This window comes from Baekduia soli, assembly GCF_007970665.1.
GTDB lineage: Bacteria > Actinomycetota > Thermoleophilia > Solirubrobacterales > Solirubrobacteraceae > Baekduia > Baekduia soli.
The window spans coordinates 2812711-2834979 of record NZ_CP042430.1 but is presented as its reverse complement, the minus strand read 5'-3'; the positions used below and the strand labels follow the sequence as shown (position 1 = coordinate 2834979).

The window sequence follows — 22269 nt, the reverse complement described above, 5'->3', positions numbered from 1 at the left end:
GGCCCATGCCCCCGATCGTGACCACCAACGCGACGATCATGTGCGTTCACGGCGGCCAGGTGATGCTCGTGCCCAAGCAGACCCAGGTCACGATCCAGGGCGGCAGCGTGCTGTGCGAGGGCGACCTGTCCGGCGCGCCGATCGTGGGCTGCGCGCTGGCCCCCAGCCCCGGCACCAAGCCCTGCACGACGGTCATCTCGACGCTGCCCGGCTCCTCGGCGCCGACGGTCTCGGTCCTGGGCCGGCCCGTGCTGCTGGCGACGCTGTCGGGCATGACCGACGCCGTGCCGCCCGGGACGATCATGGTCGCCAGCCCCGGCCAGGCCACCGTCCAGGCATGACCGAGGTCAGCCGGGAGGTCGGCCGCTACGGCATCCTGCGCGAGATCGGGCGTGGCGGCATGGCGCGCGTGTACCTCGCGCGCCAGAACGACCTCGACCGGCTCGTGGCGCTCAAGGAGCTGTCGGCGTTCCACGCCAGCGATCCGCAGTTCGCCCAGCGCTTCCTGCGCGAGTCGCGGCTGGCCGGATCGCTGAGCCACCCCAACATCGTCACCGTCCACGAGTACTTCGAGTTCGAGGGCACGCCGTTCATCGCGATGGAGTACGTGCCGCGCGGCTCGCTGCGCCCCTACGTCGGGCGGCTGTCGCTGGCCCAGGTCGTCGGCGTCATCGAGGGCATGCTCGCCGGCCTGACGCACGCGGAGGGCAAGGGCATCGTCCACCGCGACCTCAAGCCCGAGAACGTGATGGTCACCGACGAGGGCCGGGTGAAGATCGCGGACTTCGGCATCGCCAAGGCGGGCTCGGACGTCGGCGCGACGGGCGCGTTCATGACGGCGACGGGCACGACGGTGGGGACGCCGGCCTACATGGCGCCCGAGCAGGCGATGGCACGCGACATCGGGCCGTGGACCGACCTGTACTCCTTGGGTGTCATGGCCTATGAGATGCTCGTGGGGCGGCTGCCGTTCCCCGAGAGCGAGGCGCCGATGGTCCTGTTGATGAAGCACGTCAACGAGCCCGTCCCGCCGCCGCGGTCCATCAACCCCGACCTCGACCTCGAGCTGGCCGACTGGATCGAGCGCCTGCTCGTCAAGGACCCGGCGGGACGCCTGCGCGACGCCACCGAGGCGTGGGACGAGCTCGAGGAGACGGTCATCCGGATCTTCGGCGCGCGCTGGCGGCGCGAGGCCCGGCTGCCCGCGCCCGCGCCGGTCTCCGACACGCCGCGCCCGCTCACGCCCGCTCCGTTCACCGGCGCCTCCGATGCGGCCGAGCCCGAGGACGACGACTTCGCGAGCTTCGAGTGGCGCGAGCCCGCGGGCCCCGACGCGCCGCTGGGCACGCCGCCGCCGTCGGCGACGGTCGCGCCGTCGACGCCCACGTCCGCGCCCACCCCGACCCCGGCGCCCGTGGACCTGCCGTCCGATCCGGGATACGCCACCGCGGCGGGGTCCGGGCCCGCCCCGCCGGCGCCCCCGGCCGCCGGGCCCCCCTCCTCCGAGCCCGGCTACGAGACCGCCGCCGCCTCGGCGCCCGCCCCGCCCGCGCCCGAGCCGCCGTCGTCCGAGCCGCCGTCCTCCGAGCCTGGCTACGAGACCGCCGCCGCCTCGGCGCCCGCGCCGCCGCCCGCGCCCGAGCCGCCGTCGGCCGAGCCCGTGGCCGAGACGCCGGTCCCCGAGCCCGACTTCCGCACCTACGGCCGGCGTGACGCACCGCCGGCACCCGAGCCCCAGCCCGACCCGGAGCCGGTCGCCGCGCCCGAGCCGGAGCCCGAGCCCGAGCCCGCGTGGGGCGCCACCGCGGCGCCGAGCCGCGTGCCGCCCGCCCCGGCGCCCGCCGCCGTCGCCGAGCCCGCGGCGCGCCCGGCCTCCGCGGCCACGGCGCCCGACGGCGAGCGCCGCGGGGTGCGCACGGGCGCGCTGGCGCTGCTCGGCGTCGGGCTGATCGTCGCGGCGCTCGTCGGATTCCTCGTCGCGCCGTCCAAGAAGAAGGCCGCTCACGCCGCCGAGCTGTCCAACAGCGCGTCGAGCCCGGCGCTGCAGCTGGCGTTCCCGTCCACGTGGCGCCAGACCGGCGCGGCCCCGGAGATCCCGGGCCTCCCGCTCACCGACGCGGTCGCGCTCGGCGGGCCCTCGGCGGGCGCCACGATCCAGGCCGGGCGCAGCACGGCGAGCGGCCCGACCCTGCTGCCCAAGGCGTTCGTGGCGCGGCTGCCCGCGGCGCCGCGGCCGGTCGCGGTCCGCCTCGGGCCCGCGGTCGCCTACCGCTACGCGAAGCTGACGCCGGGCTCGCCCGCCCAGCAGGTCACGGTCTACGCCATCCCGACCGACGCCGGGGTCCTGACGCTGGCCTGCCTCGGCGCCGCCGCGGTGGCCTCGCCGGACTGCGAGGCGATCGCGACGTCCCTGCGGGTCGCAGGCGCCAAGGCCCTGGCGCCCGGGCCCAGCGCCGCCTACGCCGAGGCCCTCGGCGCGGCGCTGTCGACGATGCAGTCCGGCGCGTCGGCCGCGGGGCGCGACCTGGCCGCGGCGAAGACCCGCGCGGGCCAGGCCAAGGCGGCGACGGCGATGGCCGAGGTCTACGGGACTGCGGCGGGCACGCTGCGCGGCATGGCGGTCGGGCCGGGCGACCGCGACGCCCACGACGCGATCGTCACGGCGGTCCGGGCCACCGACCGCGACCTGCGGCGTCTGGCCTCCGCGGCGGGCAAGGGCGACTCGGCCGCCTACCGCAGGGCCTCGGCGGCGATCACGCGCGACCGTGCGTCGGTCGACGCCGCGGTGGCGGGCCTGCGCAGCGCGGGCTACGCGCTGGGCTGAGTCATAGCCCGGGCGGGTGGCGCGCCACGAAGCGCGCCAGGTAGTCGGCGTCGATGTGCTCGCGCGGGATCCACCCCGCCCCGCCGCCGGGGTTCGACGCGCTCGTGCCGAAGAAGTGGCCGTTGATCTCCATGAGCACGTGCTCGGGTTGGCGTACACGGTCACGTACTGACCCGGGCCGGGCAGCCCCCAGCTCTCGAACGCGCCGGAGACGCGCCCGTCGATGCCCAGCACGGCCGACACCGCGCCTGAGCAGTCCAGCGCGCCGCCGGCGTTGACGTCGACGACGCCGCCCTGATGGCCGCCGCCCCACAGGTAGGGCAGGTGGCGACGCTCGAGCGCCGCCGCGCGCTCGAAGATCTGGCGCAGCTCGTGGGAGGCGGTGCCCGGGGCGGTGATGTCGGCCCCGGCCAGCAGCGGGGGCCCGGCGGGCGCCGCGGCGCCCGCCGCGGCGGCGGCAGGGCCGGCGCCGGCCGCCGCCGTGGGGTCGGCGGGCGCGCCGGCGGCCGCGGGCGTGACCGGCGGGGCGCCGCCCGCCGCGGGCACCGCGGCGGGGTCGACCGGAGCCCCGGGCGCCGGGGCGGCCCCGGGCGGCGGCCCCGGTGGCGGCGCCGCGGAGAAGGAGATCGTGCCGGAGGCGGGCGCGGTGCCGGCCGGGGGCGTGGCCGGCGCCGCCGGGGCCGGTGCGGCGCCCGGGGCGGGCGCCGCGGGCGGGTCGGGCACGGCAGGCGGTGCGATCCCGGCCGCCGGGACGGGCGTCGCCGGCGCCGCCGGTGTGGCGGCGGGACCCGGAGCGGCCGCGGCGACCGCCGCGGGCCCGGCGGGTGCGGCCGGGGCCGACCCGCCCTGGGCCAGCAGGGCCTTGGCTTCGGCGAGCCGCAGCTGGTAGCGGCCGCGGTACTGCTCGGCGGGGCGCTCGACGTCGGCGATCCAGTTGCCGAACTGGTTGGGGTCCTGCTGGAAGCCCGTGATCCCGCGGCCCAGGCGCGCGCGCTTGACCTCCAGCGCGTGGTCGATGAACCACTTGAGCTGCAGCTCGGGGTGGTTCTGGAAGTCGGGGTAGTCGCGCGACCAGATGCTCGTGCGCATCTGGAAGTAGCCCAGCGAGTCGGCGTCGCCGTAGTGCACGTTGGTCATGCCGCCCTCGACCAGCGACGCCATCACGGGCAGCTCGCGGGGCAGTCCGGCGCGCTGGGCCCAGTCGCCCATCCAGCGTGCGATCTGCGCCTTGGACGCGTGGTCGCCGGGATAGTCCTTCGCGGCGGCCGCGACGTCGAAGCCGCCCCCGCCGCCCGACGGGGCGGCCGACTCCACGAGCGCCGCCGCCCCGGGGCCGGCCGCCGGCGCCGGCTCGGGCGCCGGGGCCGCCGCCGCCGTGGGCGCCGGGACCTGGGCGGGGTCGACCGCTGCCGCGGGCGCGGCGGCGGCCCCGGCCGCGGCGGCCGGGGCCCCCGCCGGCGCCTGGGCGGGATCGGCGACGGCGGCGAAGCGGATCGTCGCCCCCGACGGCGGCGCCGCGCCGGCCGGGACGTCCGGTGCCGCCGCGGCCGCCGGGGCGGCGGCGACTGCCGCGGGTGCCGCCGGGGCGGCGCCGACGTAGCCGAGGTGGATGTGGTCCTGGTGGGCCGGGTCGCTGGAGAACCCGGGCGTCGAGACCGCCCACGGGCCGATGACCTCGGCCGGGCGCTGGGACGGGTCCAGCTCGGCGAGCGCCGCGACGAGCTCGCGCGCGGCGGGGTTGTCGGGCCCGACGGGCAGCCCGTCGACGGTGACGATGTCGACGCCCTGGCCGTCGATCATCTTCAGCCCGAGCTTGTGCTGGGCGGCGAGCGTCTCCAGCACGCCGACGAGCCGCGGGTCCGAGCTGCCGGCGAACGCGCCGGCGTCCAGGCCGGTGGGCAGCGCGAGCCTGCCGCCGTCCACGAGCTGCTGCAGCGCGGCCGGGTCGGCCGCGGGTCCGGCGACCGGCGCGGCACCGCCCGCGGGCACGGCCGCCGCGGCCGCCGCGGCGGCGGCCGGCGCGGGCGTCACGGCCGACGGATCGGGGACCGGCGGCGCGGCGCCCGGCCAGCCGCCGGCGGGCTGCCCGCCGGCCGGCGCCGTGGCGCCCCAGCCGTCGGCCGCCGGCGAGGCGGGGGCCGACCGGGCCGCGGCCGCGTCGGGCCAGGCGCCGGCGGAGGCCGGAGGCGTTCCCGCGGGGGCCGGAGGAGGGGCCGTGGAGGCCGGAGGGGCGCCCGCGAGGGCCGCCGCCGCGGCCCGCGGGGCCCCCGCCGCGGACGGGTCCGCCGCCGCCGGCGCGTCCGGGACGGCCGGCGCGGTGGCCGGGGGCGCCCCCGCGGCCGGGAGCGCGTCCGCCGGCGCATCCGGGGCGGCCGGCGCCGGTGCCGTCGCCGGCGTCGTGCCCGGTCCACCGGCCACGCCGCGCAGCGCGTGCGGCACCTGCAGCGTGTGCGGGACGCGCGGCGTGTGCGGCAGCGCCGGCGTGTGCGGCAGCCCCGGCGTGTGCGGCAGCTGCGCCCCGGGCCGGACCACTCGCATCCCGGCGCGGGTCGAGGCGATGTGGGCGGCCCGCGCCGCGTCGCCGCTCAGGGAGTGCGACGCCAGGTGGGAGAGCTCGAGCACGCCCACGCCCTCCAGCGCGGCGGCCATGAGCACGCCGAGCAGGCTGGAGCGCGACTCGCGCAGCTCGAGCGTCTGCAGCGCCCCGCCGCCCATGCGGATCTCGTCGGCCAGGTCGGGCAGGCCCGCCTCGCGGCAGGCGGCCTCGGGCTGGGCGCGGAACCGCGCGCGGAACGCGGCGTCGACGAGCAGGCGCTCGAGCAGCTGGGCGGCGACGTCGACGCGGTCAGAGCTTGACACGCCGCACCTCCGACGGCAGGCGCTCGCTGCGGTGCCAGAGCGGCCGGGCCAGCGACCACACGACCGGGATGAACAGCATGAGCCACAGGCAGCCCAGCGCCGTCCACACCAGCGCGGTCGAGGTCACCGCGTCCAGGACCGGCCGGTAGCGCAGCGTGAACACGACCGCGAACCCCACGGCCACGACCGACCACACAACGCCGGCCGCGGCGTACCGGGCCAGCGCCGGCGAGTCGGTCTCGCGTCGCGGCCCGCCCGACAGCAGGCGCTGGAACTGCTCCTTGGACCGCCGCCGCAGCCCGGGCTCGCGCAGGACGTCGACGAGGATCTGGTAGCCGTCGCGGTCCAGGAACGGGTTGAGGTTGAAGAACGCGCCGACGTAGGCCGCGAGGGCCAGCTGGAAGAAGATGTCGCGCAGCGTGCCCGCCCCCAGGAGCAGGCAGACCACCGCGAAGATCCCGCCGAGCGTGAAGTCGCTCACCGGCCCCGCGGCGCTGACCGCGATCCGCCGGCGCCGCGGCTCGAACCACGCCTGCGACGTGTCGACGAAGGCATAGGGGAACAGCAGGATCAGCTTGATCCCCGCCCGCTCGATGCGCCGTCCGAACGAGGCCATCGTCAGCGCGTGCGCGGCCTCGTGCACGACGACGACCGCGAAGCGGCCGAGCACGAAGACCAGCCCGCCCAGGCCGATCTTGCGCGCGACGACGAACGGGGTCCCGTAGCGCTTGGCGATGAGGTAGGCGAAGACGCCGATCCCGGCGACGACGATCGCGGCCAGCAGCACGCGCGCCACCGCGGTGAACAGGAGCCAGCCGCCGCCGCGGTACAGCCGCGCGAACCACGCGCCCGCCCCGGCGAACGCGTGGGTCCGCGGCCGCACGAGGCGCGCCAGGAACCTGGGCTCGGCCTCCGGCGCCGCCCCGGAGTCCACCCCCTCCAGCAGCCCGCGGTCGCCCAGGTCGGCCAGCAGCCGGGCCAGCCGCGACGGGCCGGCCGCGCCCTCCCGCTGCTCGGCCTCGGCGATGAGCTCCCGCAGCGTGCGCGAGCCGTCGAGCAGCTCGAAGAGCCCGGCGTCGCCCGCGCTCATGCGCACGAACCCGCCGCCCTCAAGGTCGCGCAGGACGAAGCGCCGCTCGCCCTCCCCCGCCTCCAGCCGCTTGAGCGCCCAGCCCGCGCGGGCCTTCGGCCGCAGCGCCGAGGGCACCGCGGCGGCGACGCCCTGCACCGCCCCGGCCGCCGACACCGCGACGCTGGAGCCGAGCGGCACGACGATGGTGCGGCCCGCGGCCGCCTCGTCGGACGGCGCCTCGACGGCGAGCTCGGCGTCGCCCAGGCGGATCCTCGCCCCGGCCCGCAGGTCGGCGCCCCCCTCCAGGCGCCGGCCGTCGAGCCATGTCCCGTGGCTGGACCCCGCGTCCTCCAGCGTGAAGCCCCCGTTGGCCGCCACGATCCGCGCGTGCGTGCGGGAGACGCTGGGGTCGGCGAGCTGGACGGTGTTGGCGGGCGTGCGGCCGATGGTCAGCCCGCCGGACAGCGCGACGCGCGCGCCGTCGGCGAGCACGAGCTCCAGCGCGGGGGCCCGGGTGCCCAGCGGTCGGCCGCAGGCGCCGCACTGGCCCGCGCCGCGGGAGACCTGGCAGTGGCAGCTCGGGCACAGCACCGGGTCAGCCGCCCGTGCTCAGCGGCTGCCAGGCCGGGTGGGCGCCGCTGGCGGCCAGCGGCACGGTGCGGTCGGGCTGGGCCGGCGCGAACCGGGCGATCTGCCCGTCGACGCCGTCGCGGCAGCCCGGGTTGGCGACGATCGCGAGCTCGAGCCCATCGGGACGCCAGCTGACCAGGCAGGCCGCCACGTTGTAGGGCTTGGCCTTGGACAGCTTGAAGTCGTCGGCCGTGGTGACGAAGAGCTGGAAGCCGCCGCCCGCCGTGTTCGCGGCGACCGCGAGCTGCCTGCCGTCGGGCGAGAAGGCCCCGGCCAGCGCGCCGACGCCCGGCCGCGTGGCGTCGGTCACGACGTCGCCCTTGCCCCAGTCGGCGGCCTTGGCCGAGAACGGCACCGCGCTGCGGTACAGGACCAGGCCGAACGTGTTGGGGTCGCCCTTGGGGTGGCCGGCGACGAGGAGCTGGCGCCCGTCGGGCGACCAGCTCACCGAGCGCCCGACGTCGGTGTTCGGCTCGGCGATGCAGTCCTCGGCCGTCGTGACCGCGACCGCCGCCAGGCACAGGTCGCCGTCGTCGCCCGTGCGGCGGACGACGGCCAGCACGCGGCCCGACGGGGCGAACGCGGGGTCGCGGAACGTCGAGCCGGCCCTGTGGAGGATCGCGGCGCCGGGCTTGCCCGGCTCGGCCAGGATGATGTCCGGGCCGCTGACGTAGGCGATGCGGGTGCCGTCGGCGCTCCACGTCGGCTCGGTGTCGCCGGCCTTGGTCCCGGCGACCTGCGTCGCCTGCCCGCCCGCGCCGCCGATGCTCATGAGGCCCGCGGGCGTGTCGAACAGGAGGGTCGGGAAGCCGGCCGAGACGATGAGCTGCACCTGGCTGCCCGCGGGGACCTTGGCGCCCGCCGCGGGCACGGTGCGCACGAGCGTGCCGGCCCTGGAGGCGTCGTAGCGCTGGACCTCGGTGGGCAGCAGCTTGGCGGCGGCCAGCGCGGCGGCCGCGGCGGCGACGGGCTTGCCCGCCACCTTGGGGATCGCCACCGGCTTGCCGCCCGCCACGGGCGCGGTGCCCGCGGCGGCGCCGGCGCCCGCGGCCGCTCCGGCGGCGGCGCCGGGTGCGGTGCTGCTGGCGGCCGCCGCCGTGCTCGCGGCGGCGGGTGCGCCGTGGACGACGAACACCATGATCGCGTCGCCGGGCCGGGCCGGCTTGCCCGCGGCGGGGATCTGGCTGCCGATCGTCGCCTGCGGGTCGGGCGGCGGCGGCAGCATCTCGCCCAGCTTGAACCCGGCCGTGTCGAGCGCCACGGCAGCGTCCTGGACCTTGAGGCCCACGACGGACGGCACGGGCTGCTGACCGCTGCCGACCACGACCTGGATCGTGACCTTGCTGCCGCGCTTGACCTTCTTGCCGGCCTGCGGGGTCTGGGCGATGATCGCCCCGGGCTGGCCCGTGCCCGTCACCGTCGTCACGTTGGGGATCGGCGCCAGGCCGGCCTTGACGAGCTGCTGCTCGGCGGCGAAGCGCGAGGGCGCGCGCGTGAGGTCGGGGACCGTGACGTTCTTGGGCAGCAGGAGCAGCACCGCGGCGACGACCGCGACGAGCACGGTGAAGGCCGTCATGAGCCACACCGGCAGCCACGGCGCCTGCCGGAACGTGCCCCCCTGGGGCGCGACGACGAGGTCGCTGGTCTGCGGCGCGGCGGTCGCCTCGAAGCGCCGGTCGACCGGCCTGCCGATCCAGATCGGCTTGGGCGGGCGCGCGACGAGCGGGACCTCGACGCGCTCGCCCGGATCGATCGCCACCGTCGGCTGGGCGAAGTGGAACCGCACCTCGCCGTCGGCGTCCTGGGCCTGCAGCGCCACGCTGATCGGCGCGTTGGCGCGGTTCTCGACGCCGAAGGAGAACGTCGCCCGCCGCCGGCCGCGGCGGCGGTCGGGCGTCAGGTCGGTGCGGACGTCCTGGTAGGGCGCGAGCTCGGCGCTGGCGGGCGCCGCGGCCGCCTGCGCGCCGTGCGCCCGGGAGTGCACGACGACGTCGAAGGACCACGTGCGCGCCTGGGCCTCGGGCGTGCGCGGCGGATGGATGCGGACCTCGACCTCCTGCTCGTAGGTCCCGCCCGCGCCCATGGGGACGAGGTACAGCGTCGGGGGCGACACGCTCCACCAGCCGTCGGGCAGCCCGACCACGCCGAGGTCGTAGTTGTCGACGATCGCGTCCTGGTTGCGCACCAGGGCGCGGACCATGGCCCGCCCGCCCGGCTCCAGCGCGACGGTCACCGTGCCCTCCGTCTCGCCGTAGCTGCCATCGGGCAGCCGCAGCGTCAGCGCGACGGCGTCGGGGGCGATCGGCGGTGGCGCGGCGGCCGGCGGCGCCGGTGGCGGCGGCGGGGCGCCGCCGGCCGGCGGCGCAGGCCCGACGGGGGCCGCGGGCGGCGGCGTGACCGGGACGCCGGCGGCGGCCGGGGCCTCCTCCCCGGCCGGCGGCGGGGGCTCGGGCGCGGCGACGGCCGGCACGAAGCTCGTGGGGTCCCAGCGCAGGTACTCGCCGCACGCGCAGAAGTCCTGGTCGTCGGGGTTCTGGCGCCCACAGCTCGCGCACGTCCGCACGGCTCAGTCCCCCTCCTCCGCCGGGATGACGTAGAAGGGGTAGACGAGGTTGCGCTGGTGGTTGGTCGCCCGGATCCGGTAGCCGATCGTGATGTCCAGGCGCCCCTCCCCCACGCTGCCCAGGTCGAAGTCGATCCCGGTGACCTCGACCCGCGGCTCCCAGCGGTCCAGCGCACGGCGGATCGCGGTCTCCATGCGCCCGACCATGGCCGCGTCGATCGCGTCGAAGACGAAGTCGTGGACCTCGCAGCCGAACTCGGGACGCATCGGCCGCTCGCCGGGCGCCGTGCCGAGGATGATCTCCAGGGCCTGCTCGACGTCGGCCTCCCCGCGTGCCATCGCCACGGCTCCGCGATGGTCGACGGAGAGCGGGAACGCCAGCCCTGATCCGAGGACGTCGGACATCCGCCGCCGAACCTACCCGATGCTCACGGCCGTGCCGCTGATCGTCACGCCGGCCGGCGACAGTTGGATCGACGACCCGCCGCACTTCAGCGTCAGGCCCGTCGTGCCCTCGATGGTCACCTCGGTCGCGCCCTTGACGCCGACCGCGTCGGACTGGCTCTCGACGGTGATCGCGCCGGTCCCGGCCAGGCCGGTCGCGCCCGAGACCGTGATCGTCAGCGCGCCGCCGCTGAGCACCTCGAAGTCCTCGGCGGAGGCCAGGTGGACCTTGTGGTCGCTGAGCACGGCGAAGGACCCGTCCTTGGCGCCGAGCAGGTCGCCGCCGGGCTGGTCGACGCCGTTGAAGAGCGCGCCGAGCACGTAGGGCCGCGTCGTGTCGCCGTGCTCGAAGGCCACGAGCACCTCGTCGCCGGTGACGGGCAGCATCATCATCCCGCGGCCCGATCCGGCCCCCGGCGAGGCGATGGGCGCCCAGGTCCCCTCGACGTCGTCGCCGAGCGCCGGGTAGCTGCAGCGCACCCGGCCCATCCCCTCGGGGTCGTCGTTGTTGGTGACGATGCCGATCGCCAGGTGGTCGCCGAAGCGCGGCGGCGCGGCGCCGGCGCCCACGGCGCCGAGGATCGTGTGCGACGGCGAGTTGGCGAAGTGCGTCTCGTAGGCCCCGCCGCCGCGCAGGACGTGCGTCGAGGTCGCCACGCGGTAGGTCCCGCCGAACTTCGTGCCCACGCCCTTGACGGCGACCGCTGCCCCCGCCCGGATCCTGGGATTGCCCGGAGCGATCCCGTCGGCGGCGATGTAGCCGTTGGCGAGCTTGTCCAGGAGCGCCTGGGCCAGCGCGTCGGCCTCAGCCCCGTTCTTGACCGGCTCGGTGGCGATGTGGACCGCGCCGCCGTCGAACGCCCCGGCGACGCTGCCGCGGTCGATGCCGATGCGCGCGATCTGGTTGGGCGTCGTGGCCGTGGAGGAGATCGCCTGGTCGGTCTTGGGGTCGAAGGCCAGCAGCGTGACCTCCTGGACCTGCTGCACGGCGGTCAGCCGCGGGCGGAAGCTGCGCAGGGAGACCGGCCACTCCAGCTCGACCTCGGCGTCGGCCGCGGGTCGGCGGAAGTGCGCGACCTCGTCGGCGACGACGAACTCGAAGCCGATCCGCTCGGCCAGCCGCCAGATGAAGTCCCAGTCGGTCTCGTTGTCCTGCTGCATGAAGTCGTGCGGCTCACCGCTGGCCTCGCACCGGGCCTGCAGTCCGGCGTCGGCCGCGATCTTGGCCACGATGTCGCTCGACGTCTGGTTCTGGAACGTCCGCGTCACGCGCGAGCGGTGCAGCTCGTGCGAGCGGTCGTAGGCGCGCACCACGACGCTGCAGCCGCCCGTGCCGAACTCGGGCTCGAGCGTCACGATGCGCCCCTTGAACAGCGTCACGGGGGCGAGCGCCTGGCGGGCGCCCAGGCCGACCTCCAGCGTGGAGCCGATGTCGAAGGGCATGGTGTCGATGCCGTCGCCGCGCGGGTAGACGACGTGCACCGTGCAGGCGTCGGGCAGCCGCAGGTGGTCGACCACGCGGACCTCCGTGACGCGGTCCTTCTGGTCCTGGGCGAGGTCCTGGCCGTCGACGATGAGGTCGTAGCTGGCGACGTGCTGGGTGGCGGTCGCGCTCATGTGGGCACCCGGGGGATCGTCAGCTCGGCGCCGCGGCGCAGGCGCAGCGGGTCGTCGATCCCGTTGGCCTCGGCGATGACCCGCCAGCGCGTCGCGTCGCCGTAGGCGTCGTAGGCGATGGCCGGCAGCGAGTCGCCGTCGCGGACGCGGTGCACGCGCAGGTCGCCCGCGGCGCGGGTCGTCGGGTTCTGGGCCTGGTTGGCGCCCGACGAGGACGCCGTCGACGCCTTCTCGGCCTGGGCGAGCTCGAGGTCGACGGTGGCGCGGATGGGCTCGCCGTTGGGGTGGAACAGCGTGTGCTGGATCGTCAGCGACACGGGCACGGACTTCGGCAGGTCGACCGACCCCCAGCGGAACGTCACGAACGGCGGGACCGAGCCGCCGCCGCCCCCGCCCCCGCCGCCCGTCTCCATCATCTTGAGCAGCTTGTTGGTCATGTCCTTGACACTCTGGTCGGGCGCCAGGAGGGACACGTCGAGCAGCAGCGACAGCGTCGTGCGCCGGGGAAGCCCGCCGCCGAACTCCCCCGGTGGCAGGTCGACCCCGGTCGTCGGCTTGAAGTTCCAGATGTTGGTCTTGCTGACCGTGTAGCTCTGGGGGTTGAACGCGCACTCGATCGCGTCCCCGCCGTCGATCTCGAGCCGCGCACGCTGGAAGCCCTGGGGGATCGGCACGGCTCAGACCATCTTCAGGCCGGAGTGGGCGATCTCGAGCGTCTCGACCGCCACCGCCGAGCCGTCGTGCGTACCGGTCGGGCCCGTCCACTTGACGGGGAACGCGTCGGCGAACGTCCACGTGCGCGACGTGTCGCCGCCGCCGAAGGTCAACGTGACCTCCTTGCGCTCGGCCTGGGTGTGGGTGGCCCAGAACCACTTGAGCAGCGCGTCCTCGTTCGTCAGCCCCCGCGAGAGCACCAGGTTGGGGTACTGGATGCGCCCGGGGAGGTGGTGGACGAAGTCGTTGTTGCCCCCCTCGCGGTATTCGAGGACCTCGAAGCTGAGCTCGAGCCCCGCGCAGTGGTGGAAGAACCCGATCGTGTCGATGTCCGGGATCTTCAACACGAAGTTGTAGCTGGTGATCGCCTGCTGGATCTGGCCGGTTGGAGGCATGGCGGCTAGAAGGGATGGGGGATGATCTGGCCGAGCTGCTCCTGCTCCTGGCGCAGGCGCCGCAGGACCTCCTCGTAGATCGCGTCGGCGTCGCCGCCGGCCCCGGAGCCGCCCCCACCGCCGGCGGCGGCACGGGCCAGCGTGGGTCCGGCGGCGGCGGGCGTGCGCGCGACGTGGACGGGGGCGGAGGCGGGCGTGACGGGCGCCGCCGGCGGCGCGGGGGCGACCGTCGCGGGCGGCGTGCCGGCGGGCGGAGGCGGCGCGAACATCGCCGGGGCGGCGGCGATCGGGGTCGGCGGTGTGAGCGGCGCAGCCGTGGGCGGCGCGCCCGCGCCGGGCGCCGTGGTGCCGGGCGCCGTCGGCGGCGGCGCGGTGGGGGAGTCTCGTGCGGGCGCCGGGCCCGCGGAGGCGAGCGTCATCCGCGTGGGGGCCGGTGGCGGGGCGGTGCGTGCCGCTCGCGGGGCCGTGGCGGGCGCCGGCGCCGGGGCGGTGGACCGGACCGCGGGTGTCGGGCGCGGGGCGGGCGCGGCGGCCGACGGCGCCGGCGCCGGCGCCGGGACCGCGGTGGCGGGCTCGGCCACCGGCGCGGCCTCGGGCTCCCGGCCGCGCAGCGCATCGAGTGCGCGCCGGACCGGTCCGCGGGCACGGGGCGGCGAGGCGGCGGCCGGCTCCGCGACCGGGGCCGCGGCGGGGACGGGCGCCGGTGCCGCGGGCGCGGGCCGCGTCGCGCGCTGCGGGCGCGGGCGCTGGCGCTGCGGCGCGTCCGCGACCGGCGGTGTCGCGCGCACGGCGGGCACGGCTCGCGCGGGGGCGGCGGCGGGCGGGCGGAGCGGCCGGACGGGCGCGGGCCGCGCGGGCGCCGGCGGGGCGGCCTGCGCGGGCGCCAGGCGCCGGGCCGTGGCCTGGACGGGCGCCGTCGCGGGCGGCGCGACGGGCTCCGGCGCCTCGCTGCGGGGCGCGGCGCGGACGCGCACGGGCACGGGCACGGGCACGGGCACGGCACGCTCGGGCGGCACGCCCGCCCCTGCGGCGTGCTCGGGCACCGGCGGGACGGCGCCGGGCGCGGGCGCCGTCGGCGGCTGCACGGCCGCCGCGGGCTCGGGCGGCGCGGGCGCGGGCGCCGGCGGCGCGGTGGGCGGGCTCGCGGCCGGGGTCGCAGGTGCAGGCGCGGGCGACGAGTCGCCCTCGGGCGTCGCCGGCGCGGGCGGCTCCCCCGGCTCCGCGACGGGGCTAGCGGGGGCCGGCGACGCGGCGGCCGGCGGGGCGGCCGACGAGGCGGCGGGGGGCCGCTCCGACCGGGCCGGCGACGCGACGCCCGGCGGGGGGACCGGCGGCGGCGCCGCCGCGGTCTCCGGGCCCCGGGCCTCCGGCGCGGCGGGCGCCGGCACGGGCGCCGCGGCCGCGGCGGGCGCCTCCGGCGCGGCCGGCGCTCCGGTCGCGGCCGGCGTCTCCATGACGGACTCCGGCACGACGGGAGCAGCGGCCGACTCGGCCGCCGCGCCGCCCTCGGGGCCGGCCGGCCGCGGCACGGGCCTCGCACGGCCCGGCGCCAGCCGGAACCCTCCGGCGGCCGTCGGCGACGCGGGCGGATCCTCGGCGTGAGGCGCGGCGCGCGCGGGCTCGGCCGGACCCTCGACGATCCGGGCGCCGCGGCCGCGCTCCAGGCCGCCGCGGGCGACGAGCCGGCGCCGCCGGTTCTCGCGCCGCTGCTCGTCGGTCATCCGGCCCGCGGTGTGCGCGGGCGCCGCCTTGGCCAGCGCCGCGTCGCGGTCGCCGAACAGCCACTGGTACTCGACCTCGGTCAGGCCCTCGTGGGCCGGGGCAGGCGCCGCCGGCGCGCGCGGCGGATGGTCGAGCACCGTCACGACCGGCTCGAACCACGGCTCGGGCTCGACCTCCGGCGGGGGCGGGGCCGCCTCGGCCGACGGGCCGGCGTCCCACGCCTCGGGCGCGGGCGCCGCCGCCCGCCACGGGACCGCCGGCGGCCGCGGCGCGGGGACCGCCGTGACCGGCGGCGTCGCGGCGACCGGCCGCGCGAGGCGCACGGCGGCGCGCAGGAGCTTGGGCTCGCGCGCGGCCGCGACATCGGCCCCCAGGAACACGCGGCCGGTCAGCCGGCGCGGACCCTCGGCGTGCGCGTGGGCGAAGCGGATGACCCGCCGGACGCTGCGGGGGGCGAGCGGGGGCCGTCCGTGATCCACTCAGACCACCCCGGGCCCGCGGGCGGTCAGCGCGTCGACCTCGGCCAGGAAGCGCCGCCGGTCGGGGTGCTCGAGGTCGAGGATCGTGTCCAGCGGCCAGTGCACGTGGTAGGCGAGGCGGGCCGTCTCCCCGAGCAGCAGATCAGGAGACGGCCTCGTCATTCCCCCAGGCGCCCGTCCTCGATCTCGGTGAGGTCGACCTCGAACTGGTGCGCGCACGACGGGCAGCTCAGGACCCCCACCGCCTCGCCGTTGCTGTTGATGCGCTCGTACAGCCGCTGGAGGTGATCGAAGTCCGCGGCGAACAGGTCCTCGACGAGGCCCGGCGTGATGTCGGTGATCGGCCCGAGCCGCGTCACCGTGCGCGCCAGCAGCAGGATCGACAGGTACGCCTCGTTCTGGCGCACCTCGAGGTCCCGCAGCGGCTCGATCTCGTCGCGCGCGGTCGCCAGGCGCATCGTGCCCTCGCGGTGCACGGCGCCGGCGGCGTCGACATAGCCGCGCGGCAGCGTGAACGCGATCTCGGTCTGCATCCGCGGGTCGCCTCCTCCCCTCCCCGGACCTAGGACTCGAGCGTCGCGTCGGTGAACTTGATCGAGACCTGCTCGGTCAGGATCGCGCCGCTCTCGGCGTCGACGCCGCTCATCCCGTAGGAGCTGATGACCGCCCCGGTCAGGCTCCAGGTCTTCAGCGGCTCGTTCTGGCTGTCGAGCGCGATGATCTTGATGTCGAGCTGGGTGTCGGAGCAGACGCCCTTCTCCTTGACGTCCTTGAACCAGTTGTAGAGCTCCTGGTCCTTGTCGACGCCGCGCATGAGCGTGACGTCGGACCACTGCACCTTGGTGCCGCCGCCGCAGCTCTGGACCGGGCCGCCGTTGCCGTCGGAGGTCTGGAAGTCGCCGAGGGCCAGCGTGCCGGTCGGCATCGAGGCCGACTTGAACAGCAGCCCGCTCTCCTTGCCGCCGAGGTCGAGCTTGAAGTGGGTACCGGGGGTGACCACCTGGTCAGACATCGGTGTTCCTTTCTGCGGTCAGGTCACACGGCGGGGTCATTCGCTGACCTCGCCCTCGCCGCCGCCGCCGGTGAACTGGCTGAGGCGGAAGATCACGAACTCGGCGGGCTTGACGGGCGCGATGCCGATCTCGCAGACCACCTGCCCGGCCTCGATGACCTCAGGCGGGTTGGTCTCGGCGTCGCACTTGACGAAGAACGCCTCGCCCGGCGTCGACCCGAAGAGCGCCCCGCTGCGCCACGTGCGCATGAGGAAGTTCTGGGCGGCGATCTTCAACGACATCCACAGCATCTGGTCGTTGGGCTCGAACACGCTCCACTGCGTGCCCTCCATGATCGACTCCGAGACGTAGTTGAAGAGCCTGCGGACGTTGATGTAGCGCCACTCGGGATCGCTGGACAGCGTGCGCGCGCCCCAGATGCGGATGCCGCGCCCGGGGAACGCCCGGATGCAGTTGATCCCCACCTTGTTCAGGCCGCCCTGCTCGGCCTGGGTGACCTGGAAGCCGAGACCGTTGGCGCCGAGGATGACCTCGTTGGCCGGCGCCTTGTGGACGCCGCGGGTCTCGTCGACGCGGCACCACACGCCCGCGACGTGCCCGGACGGCGGGACCATGAGCGGCCGCTTGGTCAGCGGGTCCATGACCTCGATCCACGGGTAGTAGAGCGCGGCCATCTTGGAGTCGTAGCCCGCGGTGTTCATCCGCCATTCCAGGACGTCCTGGGGCAGCAGGTCGGGCGGCGCGTCGAGGATCGCGAGGCGGTCGCCGGAGTTCTCGGCGTGGGCGATCATCTTGCCCTGCAGGTCGCGCAGCTGGGACCCGTCGCCGTTGAGCGTCATCGCGTCGGGCATCACGACCATCGTGATCTCGTCGATCGCGGCGAGGCCGCCCATGCCCCTGCGGGAGGCGACGTCGCCCTCGAAGTCGGTGGCGCTGATGGCGTTGGGCGCCGACGGCGGGGCCGACAGCAGGTACTTGCCGGGCGCCACGCGCGTGTCGGGCAGCGACGCGCCGGTCTCCTCGATCTTGACGAGCTTGGAGGCGCCGTTGATCTTGGTCGCGAGGTTGTTGCGGCCCTTCTTGAGCGAGACGCCCGGGTACTCCTCCCGGTCGTTGCCGGCGCTGATGGTCACCGTGTAGGTGATCTCGGCGCCCTCCTTCTCGGACTCCTCGGCGACGGACGGGTCCTCGACGATCTCGACGCTGACCGGCTCCGGCGCGCCCTCGAGGGCGACGGCGCGCAGCGCCTCCACACCGCGGTCGGTCGCGGCGGGCAGCGCGGCGCGCGGCTTCTCGGCGGCGCCGTCGGCGCCGACGCGGACGATCCAGCACAGCGAGCCGCCGTTCTGGAAGAACCCGTAGACGGAGTGCGCGAGGTAGGCGCCCTCCATGAACGGTCCGTTCTCGGGGTTCTGCGGATCGCCGTAGAGCCGCGCGAACTGGCTCCAGTTCGAGATCCGCATCGCGGTGTTGACCGGGCCTCCGGGGGCCAGGCCCACGAAGGCCGCCACCGCGGTGCCCACGCCCTCGATCGGCTTGTTCGCCGAGGGGATCTCCTCGACGTACACGCCCGGCGTGAGATAGGTCGGCATGGAGCTCCTTCTTCCAGCTTCGGTCGTGGAATGCCCTGGTTCCGGGCAACCCTCTCAGACCGGGGGGAGCGCGAGACAGGACGGTCCGGGCAGCCAATCGGGCAACGCGTCGTTGCCCGATCGACCCATCACGTGCCGTCGTCGTCGCGCTTGCCCGACCGTCGCTTCGGCCGCCCTCCGACGACGAGATCGGCCCCCGGCCCGGGCACCGTGACGACGGCCTCGGCCTCGTCGCCGGCGGCGGTCCGGACGATCACGCGCTGCTCGCCGGAGGGCACGCGGCCGAGCCGGAACCGCCCGTCGCGGTCGGTCGCCGTCCAGCGCCCGGAGTCCGGGAGGGCGACCCACGCGTCGCGGACGGGCTCGCCCTCGGCGTCGAGCACGGTGCCGCCGCAGCGGTGCAGCTCGGTCAGCGTCCCGCGGCCGCCCTCGGCCACCCCCACGCGCAGCGTCTGGGTGCGCACCTCGGGACCGCGCACGAAGGTCGCGCCCGACTCGACCGGCAGGTGGGCCACGAGGTCGATCGACGCCTTGTACTGACCGCCGACCGACGTCCAGAAGTCGGCCTTCTCCTCGCGCGGGCGGCCCACGGACGTCGCGATCTCGGGCAGGCGCGGGCCGCCGGGCCGGCCCTCGAGCACGTCGGCGGGCAGCTTGCGGTGCGAGATGAGGATCGCCAGCACCTGGGACAGCAGGCGGTGCTCGTCCTCCACCGCCTGGGTCCACGCGGTCACCGCGTAGGTCAGCTCGAGGCGCATCGGCGGCTGGTGCACGACGGTCTGGCCGTTGCCGCGCTGCTCGGTCGGCGTGGCGACCGTGCGGTCCAGCGCCTCGCGCAGGTCGTAGAGGAAGAGGTCGACGGTCGGGCTGGTCAGCTTGCCCGACCACTCCTTCGACGGCGCGTCGAAGGCCACGTCGACGCCCTCGAAGCCGTGGCGCTCCAGCTCGCGGCGCAGGAGCGTGCGCAGCGCCTCGTCGAGGTCGGCGATGCTGGTGTTCAGCGGGACGTCGACGATGAGCGCCATCAGATCAGCCCGTCGCGCACCGCATGGGCGACGGCCTGCGAGCGGCTCCGGGCCCCCAGCTTGATCACGACGTCGTGCAGCACGTTCTTGACGGTCCGCTCGCTGTAGGACAGCCGCTGGGCCACCTCGCGGGTCGGCAGCCCATCGGCGATGAGCGTGAGGACCTGCTGCTCGCGGCCGCTGAGCCAGGAGGCGCCCGGGGGTCCGCCGGCGCCGACCGCCGTGCCCGTCGCGGCCGGCCGCCGGCCCGCGAGCCCGGCCAGCAGCCCCGGCGTCACGACGCGCGTCCCGTTGGCCGCCGCCTGCACCGCGCCGGCGAGCGACTCGGGGGTCAGCGTGCTGCGCGACAGGAACCCGATGGCGCCGGCCTCGACGGCCTCGCGGATGTCGCCGTAGCTGTCGGCCAGCAGGACGATGACGCCGTCGCCCTGGCCGTCGCGGGCCCGCAGCAGGCCTCGCGTGCCCGGGAGCTCGTGGTCGACGACGACGACGTCGGCGTCGGCGAAGGCCGGATGGGCGATCGCCTCGGCCACCTCGGCGGACTCGGTGACGCGCCCGACGGCCTGCAGCGACCGCAGGCACTCTGTCAGCCCGCGCCGGAAGATCGGATGGGGCTCGACGACGAAGACGTGCATCGCGTCGGTCATGCGCGCGCACCGGCGAGCGCCGCGCGGAGTGCGCGGCCCCAGCGTGTCTGCGGTGGCCGACGAACGCGCACGACCCGGTCCCTTCGGTCGGGGGCCTGCCTGGTCCTGCTGTCGGCCCGACCGTATCCCGGTGCCGATCGGTGCGTCAAGACGGTTGCCCCTTCGGGGCTGGGCGCCGCGCCGGGGCCGCACTACGATCGCCCCATGACGACCACGCGCTCGCTCCCGGTCCTGCCCATCGCGGTGGCGGCGCTCATCGCCTTCGCCGCGGCGTTCGGGATCGGCCTCGCCACGAAGTCCTCGGGGGGCGGCACGGCGGCGCCCACGGCCGCCCCGGTCGTCGCGCTGCCCGCGCAGGCCCCGAAGGTCACCGCGCCGCAGACGGCGGCCGCCGCGGTGCCCGCGCTGGCCGCGGCGCCGATCAGGAAGAAGGCCAAGAAGCCCTCCTCCTCCGGGTCCTCGACGCCGGCGGCGTCGTCGCCCTCGACCTCGAGCTCCCCGGTGCAGAGCGCGCCGGTCCAGAGCACCCCGGTGCAGTCGGCCCCCAAAGCCACGAGCAAGCCGAAGTCCACCGGCGGCGACACGGTCGTCGGCGGCGGCAGCGGCTGATCGTCCGCGGCGGCTCAGCAGGTCCGCGACTTCTTCGCCCCCGGCGCCAGGCAGCGGGTGGTCTTCCTCGGGTCGCGACGGTTGACCATCGTGTACTTGAAGATCCGCGCGATGTAGCCCGGGCGGGTGACGGTCAGCGTGATCTGCGCCCGCGGCCGCAGCGTCATGCCCTTGACGTACTTGGTGAGGCTGAGCTTCCGGCCGTGCCTGGTGATCGTCCGCGTGGCGGCCTTGCGGCACCCGAGCCTCCTGCCCAGGCAGGCGAGCCGGACCTTCTCGGGTCCGGCCAGCCGTTCGAGCACGAGGGTCTTGATGCGCGTGCTGCCGCTGGACAGGCGGTCCCAGGTCAGCGACGTCACCGCGGCCACGCTCGGCGTGACCTTCGGCCCGCCGCCCCCGCCCCCGCCGGCGCCCCCGCCGCCCGCGGGCGCCGGGGCGATCTGGATGACGGCCGCCGCGGACGAGCGATTGCCGGCGCCGTCGGTGGCGGTCGCGGTCACCGTGTAGGCGCCGGCCGCGCCGTAGACGTGCGTGACGCCGGCCCCGTCGGCGCCCCCGCCGTCGCCGAAGTCGAAGTGCACCGCGGCGCCCGACATGCGGTCGGTGGCGGTGGCGGCCATGCCGACGGGCTGCCCGGCGGTCCCGGCCGCGGGGACCGCCAGCACGGAGATCGCCGGTGCGACGGGGTCGTAGCCGGCGACCTGCACCGAGTAGGTGTTGTTGGCGTTGCGCTCCCACGCGGCGAAGCCGTTGCCCTGGTCGTCCAGCGCGACGTCGGGCGAGTCCAGGCTGACGGCGCCCGGCGGCGTGGTGGCGACCGGGGTGACCTCGCCGAAGTCGGTGGTCGGCCCGCGGTGGGCGCCGAAGATCGCATCGGTCCCGTTGGACATGCCGACGAAGGCCGCCAGCGCATCGCCCGTCGGCGACGCGCCGACCGCGCCTGGCGACGTGCCGGTTGCGCCCGACAGCGCCTTGGCTGGGGTGAAGCCGCCCGAGCCCCGGCGGACCGCGGAGAACAGCTGTCCGCCCGCGAGCCAGGTGGCGGCGGTGTCGCCGTGCTCGTCGAGCGAGAAGGCCGGGGCGAACGACGTCACGCTGGGCACCGACAGCTTCGCCGCCCCGCCCCACGTCCCGCTCGCGAACGGGGCGCTGCGGTCCTCGTAGGAGACGAACGTCGGGTTGACGGTGTCGTTGAAGTCCCACATCGCCGTCACGTTGCCGCCGGGCGTCATGTGGATGTCGACGTTGCAGTCCGAGTTGCCCGTCGTCGGCGACCGCGGCTCGGGCGGCTGCAGCGCGCCGCCGGCCGGCTTGACCGCGGACTCGACGTGGTAGTCGCCGGCGTTGCTCGTGCGCCGGGTCCAGATTGCCGCCATGTCGCCGGCGGCGTCCATCGCGACCTTCGGCGGGCGGCACAGGCCGGTGCCGGCGTTGGGCGACAGGGTCAGCAGCGACCCGAAGGACTGGCCCGCCCCGGCGCGGATCTTGGCCTCGACCTGGGTGACCTGCCCCCCGGTGTTGCGACCCCAGGCGACGACCGCCGCGCCGTTGTCGCCGACCGCGACGCTGGGCCCGTTGAAGATCGGCCCGGCGGCGAGCAGCTGCGAGGTCGCCGCCCAGTCCCCTCCGGCGGGCCGGAAGTTCACGCGGATGCCGTCGGTGTTGTCGAGCCACGCCAACGTCGCGTTGCCCTGGCGGTCGACGGCGATCGCCGGGCTGAACGCGTCATGGTTGGGATCCGACAGATCCCGCGGCGCGCCGAACGCGCCCCCCGGCCCGCGGATGATCACCGAGGCCCGGCTCGTGGCGCCGACGAAGTGCTGGAAGGCGACGAAGGCCGTCCCGTCGCGCGCGACGGCCAGCGACGGCGCCCCGACCGCGTTGCCCGCCGGGTTGACCACCGGCTCGCCCGCGCCGAGCCAGCCGGCCGACGCCACGGTCGCCCCGATCGCGCCGAGCGCGGTCACCGCCAGGAGCCATGCCGCGCCGAGGATCCTTCTCCAACCGACCTGACCGAGCACCTGTGCCTCCCTTGGAATGCCGTTTCCGTGCTGCGTCCCCGTC

Annotated in this window: 20 protein-coding genes; 5 read left to right on the top strand and 15 right to left on the bottom strand. The window is 76.5% G+C overall.

The genetic code is table 11. The features are described 5' to 3' along the window. The first annotated feature begins 5 nt into the window (after positions 1-5). Both FSW04_RS13435 and FSW04_RS13430 read left to right on the top strand, forming a co-directional pair. Positions 6-341: a hypothetical protein gene (locus FSW04_RS13435; RefSeq protein ID WP_146920040.1), complete on the top strand. Its 336-nt coding sequence runs from the start codon at positions 6-8 to the stop codon at positions 339-341. After that, positions 338-2824, top strand: a complete 2487-nt coding sequence (locus FSW04_RS13430; RefSeq protein WP_146920038.1) for a serine/threonine-protein kinase — start codon at positions 338-340, stop codon at positions 2822-2824. Before FSW04_RS13435 ends, FSW04_RS13430 begins: the two co-directional genes overlap by 4 nt. A gap of 1 nt (position 2825) precedes the next feature. Here FSW04_RS13430 and FSW04_RS27865 read toward each other — a convergent pair whose 3' ends face one another. Then, positions 2826-2957, bottom strand: coding sequence for a hypothetical protein (locus FSW04_RS27865; protein ID WP_267128226.1), 132 nt, complete (start codon positions 2955-2957; stop codon positions 2826-2828). A gap of 249 nt (positions 2958-3206) precedes the next feature. On the opposite strand from FSW04_RS27865, the gene FSW04_RS13425 reads away from it, so the two are divergent. Further along, positions 3207-3713: a hypothetical protein gene (locus FSW04_RS13425; RefSeq protein ID WP_146920035.1), complete on the top strand. Its 507-nt coding sequence runs from the start codon at positions 3207-3209 to the stop codon at positions 3711-3713. A gap of 1715 nt (positions 3714-5428) precedes the next feature. Continuing rightward, entirely contained in the window at positions 5429-5680 is a 252-nt protein-coding gene (locus FSW04_RS13420) for a hypothetical protein (RefSeq protein WP_187368754.1), read from the top strand. Here the strand turns inward: FSW04_RS13420 and FSW04_RS13415 are convergent. The 13 genes from FSW04_RS13415 to FSW04_RS13360 form a co-directional block, all read right to left on the bottom strand. After that, positions 5670-7346, bottom strand: a complete 1677-nt coding sequence (locus FSW04_RS13415) for an FHA domain-containing protein (protein WP_146920031.1) — start codon at positions 7344-7346, stop codon at positions 5670-5672. The genes FSW04_RS13420 and FSW04_RS13415 overlap by 11 nt on opposite strands. A 4-nt stretch (positions 7347-7350) precedes the next feature. Continuing rightward, on the bottom strand, positions 7351-9948 hold the full coding sequence (locus FSW04_RS13410) for a PASTA domain-containing protein (RefSeq protein ID WP_146920029.1): 2598 nt from the start codon (positions 9946-9948) through the stop codon (positions 7351-7353). Positions 9949-9951: 3 nt separating this feature from the next. Beyond that, positions 9952-10353 (bottom strand): GPW/gp25 family protein, encoded by a 402-nt coding sequence (locus FSW04_RS13405; RefSeq protein WP_146920027.1) that lies wholly within the window; start codon positions 10351-10353, stop codon positions 9952-9954. Positions 10354-10365: 12 nt separating this feature from the next. After that, a complete protein-coding gene (locus tag FSW04_RS13400) occupies positions 10366-12009 on the bottom strand; it encodes a VgrG-related protein (protein WP_146920025.1) in 1644 nt (547 codons plus the stop codon). After that, positions 12006-12683 carry a CIS tube protein gene (locus FSW04_RS13395; protein ID WP_146920023.1) on the bottom strand — a complete coding sequence of 226 codons (678 nt, stop codon included), beginning with the start codon at positions 12681-12683 and terminating at the stop codon, positions 12006-12008. Before FSW04_RS13395 ends, FSW04_RS13400 begins: the two co-directional genes overlap by 4 nt. 3 nt (positions 12684-12686) lie before the next feature. Beyond that, the gene (locus FSW04_RS13390) at positions 12687-13118 is read right to left on the bottom strand and encodes a phage tail protein (protein WP_146920021.1); all 432 of its coding nucleotides are present in this window, start codon (positions 13116-13118) and stop codon (positions 12687-12689) included. A gap of 5 nt (positions 13119-13123) precedes the next feature. Further along, complete coding sequence (locus FSW04_RS13385; RefSeq protein ID WP_146920018.1) at positions 13124-15319, bottom strand: hypothetical protein; 2196 nt, start codon at positions 15317-15319, stop codon at positions 13124-13126. After that, the gene (locus FSW04_RS26020; protein WP_187368753.1) at positions 15320-15481 is read right to left on the bottom strand and encodes a hypothetical protein; all 162 of its coding nucleotides are present in this window, start codon (positions 15479-15481) and stop codon (positions 15320-15322) included. Then, positions 15478-15852, bottom strand: a complete 375-nt coding sequence (locus tag FSW04_RS13380) for a hypothetical protein (RefSeq protein ID WP_146920016.1) — start codon at positions 15850-15852, stop codon at positions 15478-15480. Before FSW04_RS13380 ends, FSW04_RS26020 begins: the two co-directional genes overlap by 4 nt. Before the next feature lie 29 nt (positions 15853-15881). Continuing rightward, positions 15882-16331 (bottom strand): phage tail protein, encoded by a 450-nt coding sequence (locus FSW04_RS13375; RefSeq protein WP_146920014.1) that lies wholly within the window; start codon positions 16329-16331, stop codon positions 15882-15884. Positions 16332-16367: 36 nt separating this feature from the next. Then, the gene (locus FSW04_RS13370; RefSeq protein ID WP_146920012.1) at positions 16368-17924 is read right to left on the bottom strand and encodes a phage tail sheath family protein; all 1557 of its coding nucleotides are present in this window, start codon (positions 17922-17924) and stop codon (positions 16368-16370) included. Positions 17925-18052: 128 nt separating this feature from the next. Beyond that, positions 18053-18949, bottom strand: coding sequence for a Pvc16 family protein (locus FSW04_RS13365; RefSeq protein ID WP_146920010.1), 897 nt, complete (start codon positions 18947-18949; stop codon positions 18053-18055). Further along, positions 18949-19596, bottom strand: a complete 648-nt coding sequence (locus tag FSW04_RS13360) for a LuxR C-terminal-related transcriptional regulator (RefSeq protein WP_146920008.1) — start codon at positions 19594-19596, stop codon at positions 18949-18951. The genes FSW04_RS13365 and FSW04_RS13360 overlap by 1 nt, the downstream gene beginning before the upstream one ends. Before the next feature lie 204 nt (positions 19597-19800). Here FSW04_RS13360 and FSW04_RS13355 point away from each other — a divergent pair, with 204 nt between their 5' ends. Further along, complete coding sequence (locus FSW04_RS13355) at positions 19801-20205, top strand: hypothetical protein (RefSeq protein ID WP_146920006.1); 405 nt, start codon at positions 19801-19803, stop codon at positions 20203-20205. 14 nt (positions 20206-20219) lie between these two features. On the opposite strand, the gene FSW04_RS13350 is transcribed toward FSW04_RS13355, so the two are convergent. Then, on the bottom strand, positions 20220-22226 hold the full coding sequence (locus FSW04_RS13350; protein WP_228430460.1) for a PKD domain-containing protein: 2007 nt from the start codon (positions 22224-22226) through the stop codon (positions 20220-20222). Between the last annotated feature and the right edge of the window lie 43 nt (positions 22227-22269).

Excerpts from the sequence above, each read along its gene's own strand:
- FSW04_RS13405 (WP_146920027.1), bottom strand. The coding sequence starts at position 10,353 with ATGTCCGACGTCCTCGGATCAGGGCTGGCGTTCCCGCTCTCCGTCGAC.
- FSW04_RS13390 (WP_146920021.1), bottom strand. The coding sequence starts at position 13,118 with ATGCCTCCAACCGGCCAGATCCAGCAGGCGATCACCAGCTACAACTTC.
- FSW04_RS13375 (WP_146920014.1), bottom strand. The coding sequence starts at position 16,331 with ATGTCTGACCAGGTGGTCACCCCCGGTACCCACTTCAAGCTCGACCTC.
- FSW04_RS13435 (WP_146920040.1), top strand. The coding sequence starts at position 6 with ATGCCCCCGATCGTGACCACCAACGCGACGATCATGTGCGTTCACGGC.
- FSW04_RS13430 (WP_146920038.1), top strand. The coding sequence starts at position 338 with ATGACCGAGGTCAGCCGGGAGGTCGGCCGCTACGGCATCCTGCGCGAG.
- FSW04_RS26020 (WP_187368753.1), bottom strand. The coding sequence starts at position 15,481 with ATGACGAGGCCGTCTCCTGATCTGCTGCTCGGGGAGACGGCCCGCCTC.
- FSW04_RS13365 (WP_146920010.1), bottom strand. The coding sequence starts at position 18,949 with ATGGCGCTCATCGTCGACGTCCCGCTGAACACCAGCATCGCCGACCTC.
- FSW04_RS13355 (WP_146920006.1), top strand. The coding sequence starts at position 19,801 with ATGACGACCACGCGCTCGCTCCCGGTCCTGCCCATCGCGGTGGCGGCG.
- FSW04_RS27865 (WP_267128226.1), bottom strand. The coding sequence starts at position 2,957 with ATGGAGATCAACGGCCACTTCTTCGGCACGAGCGCGTCGAACCCCGGC.
- FSW04_RS13370 (WP_146920012.1), bottom strand. The coding sequence starts at position 17,924 with ATGCCGACCTATCTCACGCCGGGCGTGTACGTCGAGGAGATCCCCTCG.
- FSW04_RS13360 (WP_146920008.1), bottom strand. The coding sequence starts at position 19,596 with ATGACCGACGCGATGCACGTCTTCGTCGTCGAGCCCCATCCGATCTTC.
- FSW04_RS13380 (WP_146920016.1), bottom strand. The coding sequence starts at position 15,852 with ATGCAGACCGAGATCGCGTTCACGCTGCCGCGCGGCTATGTCGACGCC.
- FSW04_RS13400 (WP_146920025.1), bottom strand. The coding sequence starts at position 12,009 with ATGAGCGCGACCGCCACCCAGCACGTCGCCAGCTACGACCTCATCGTC.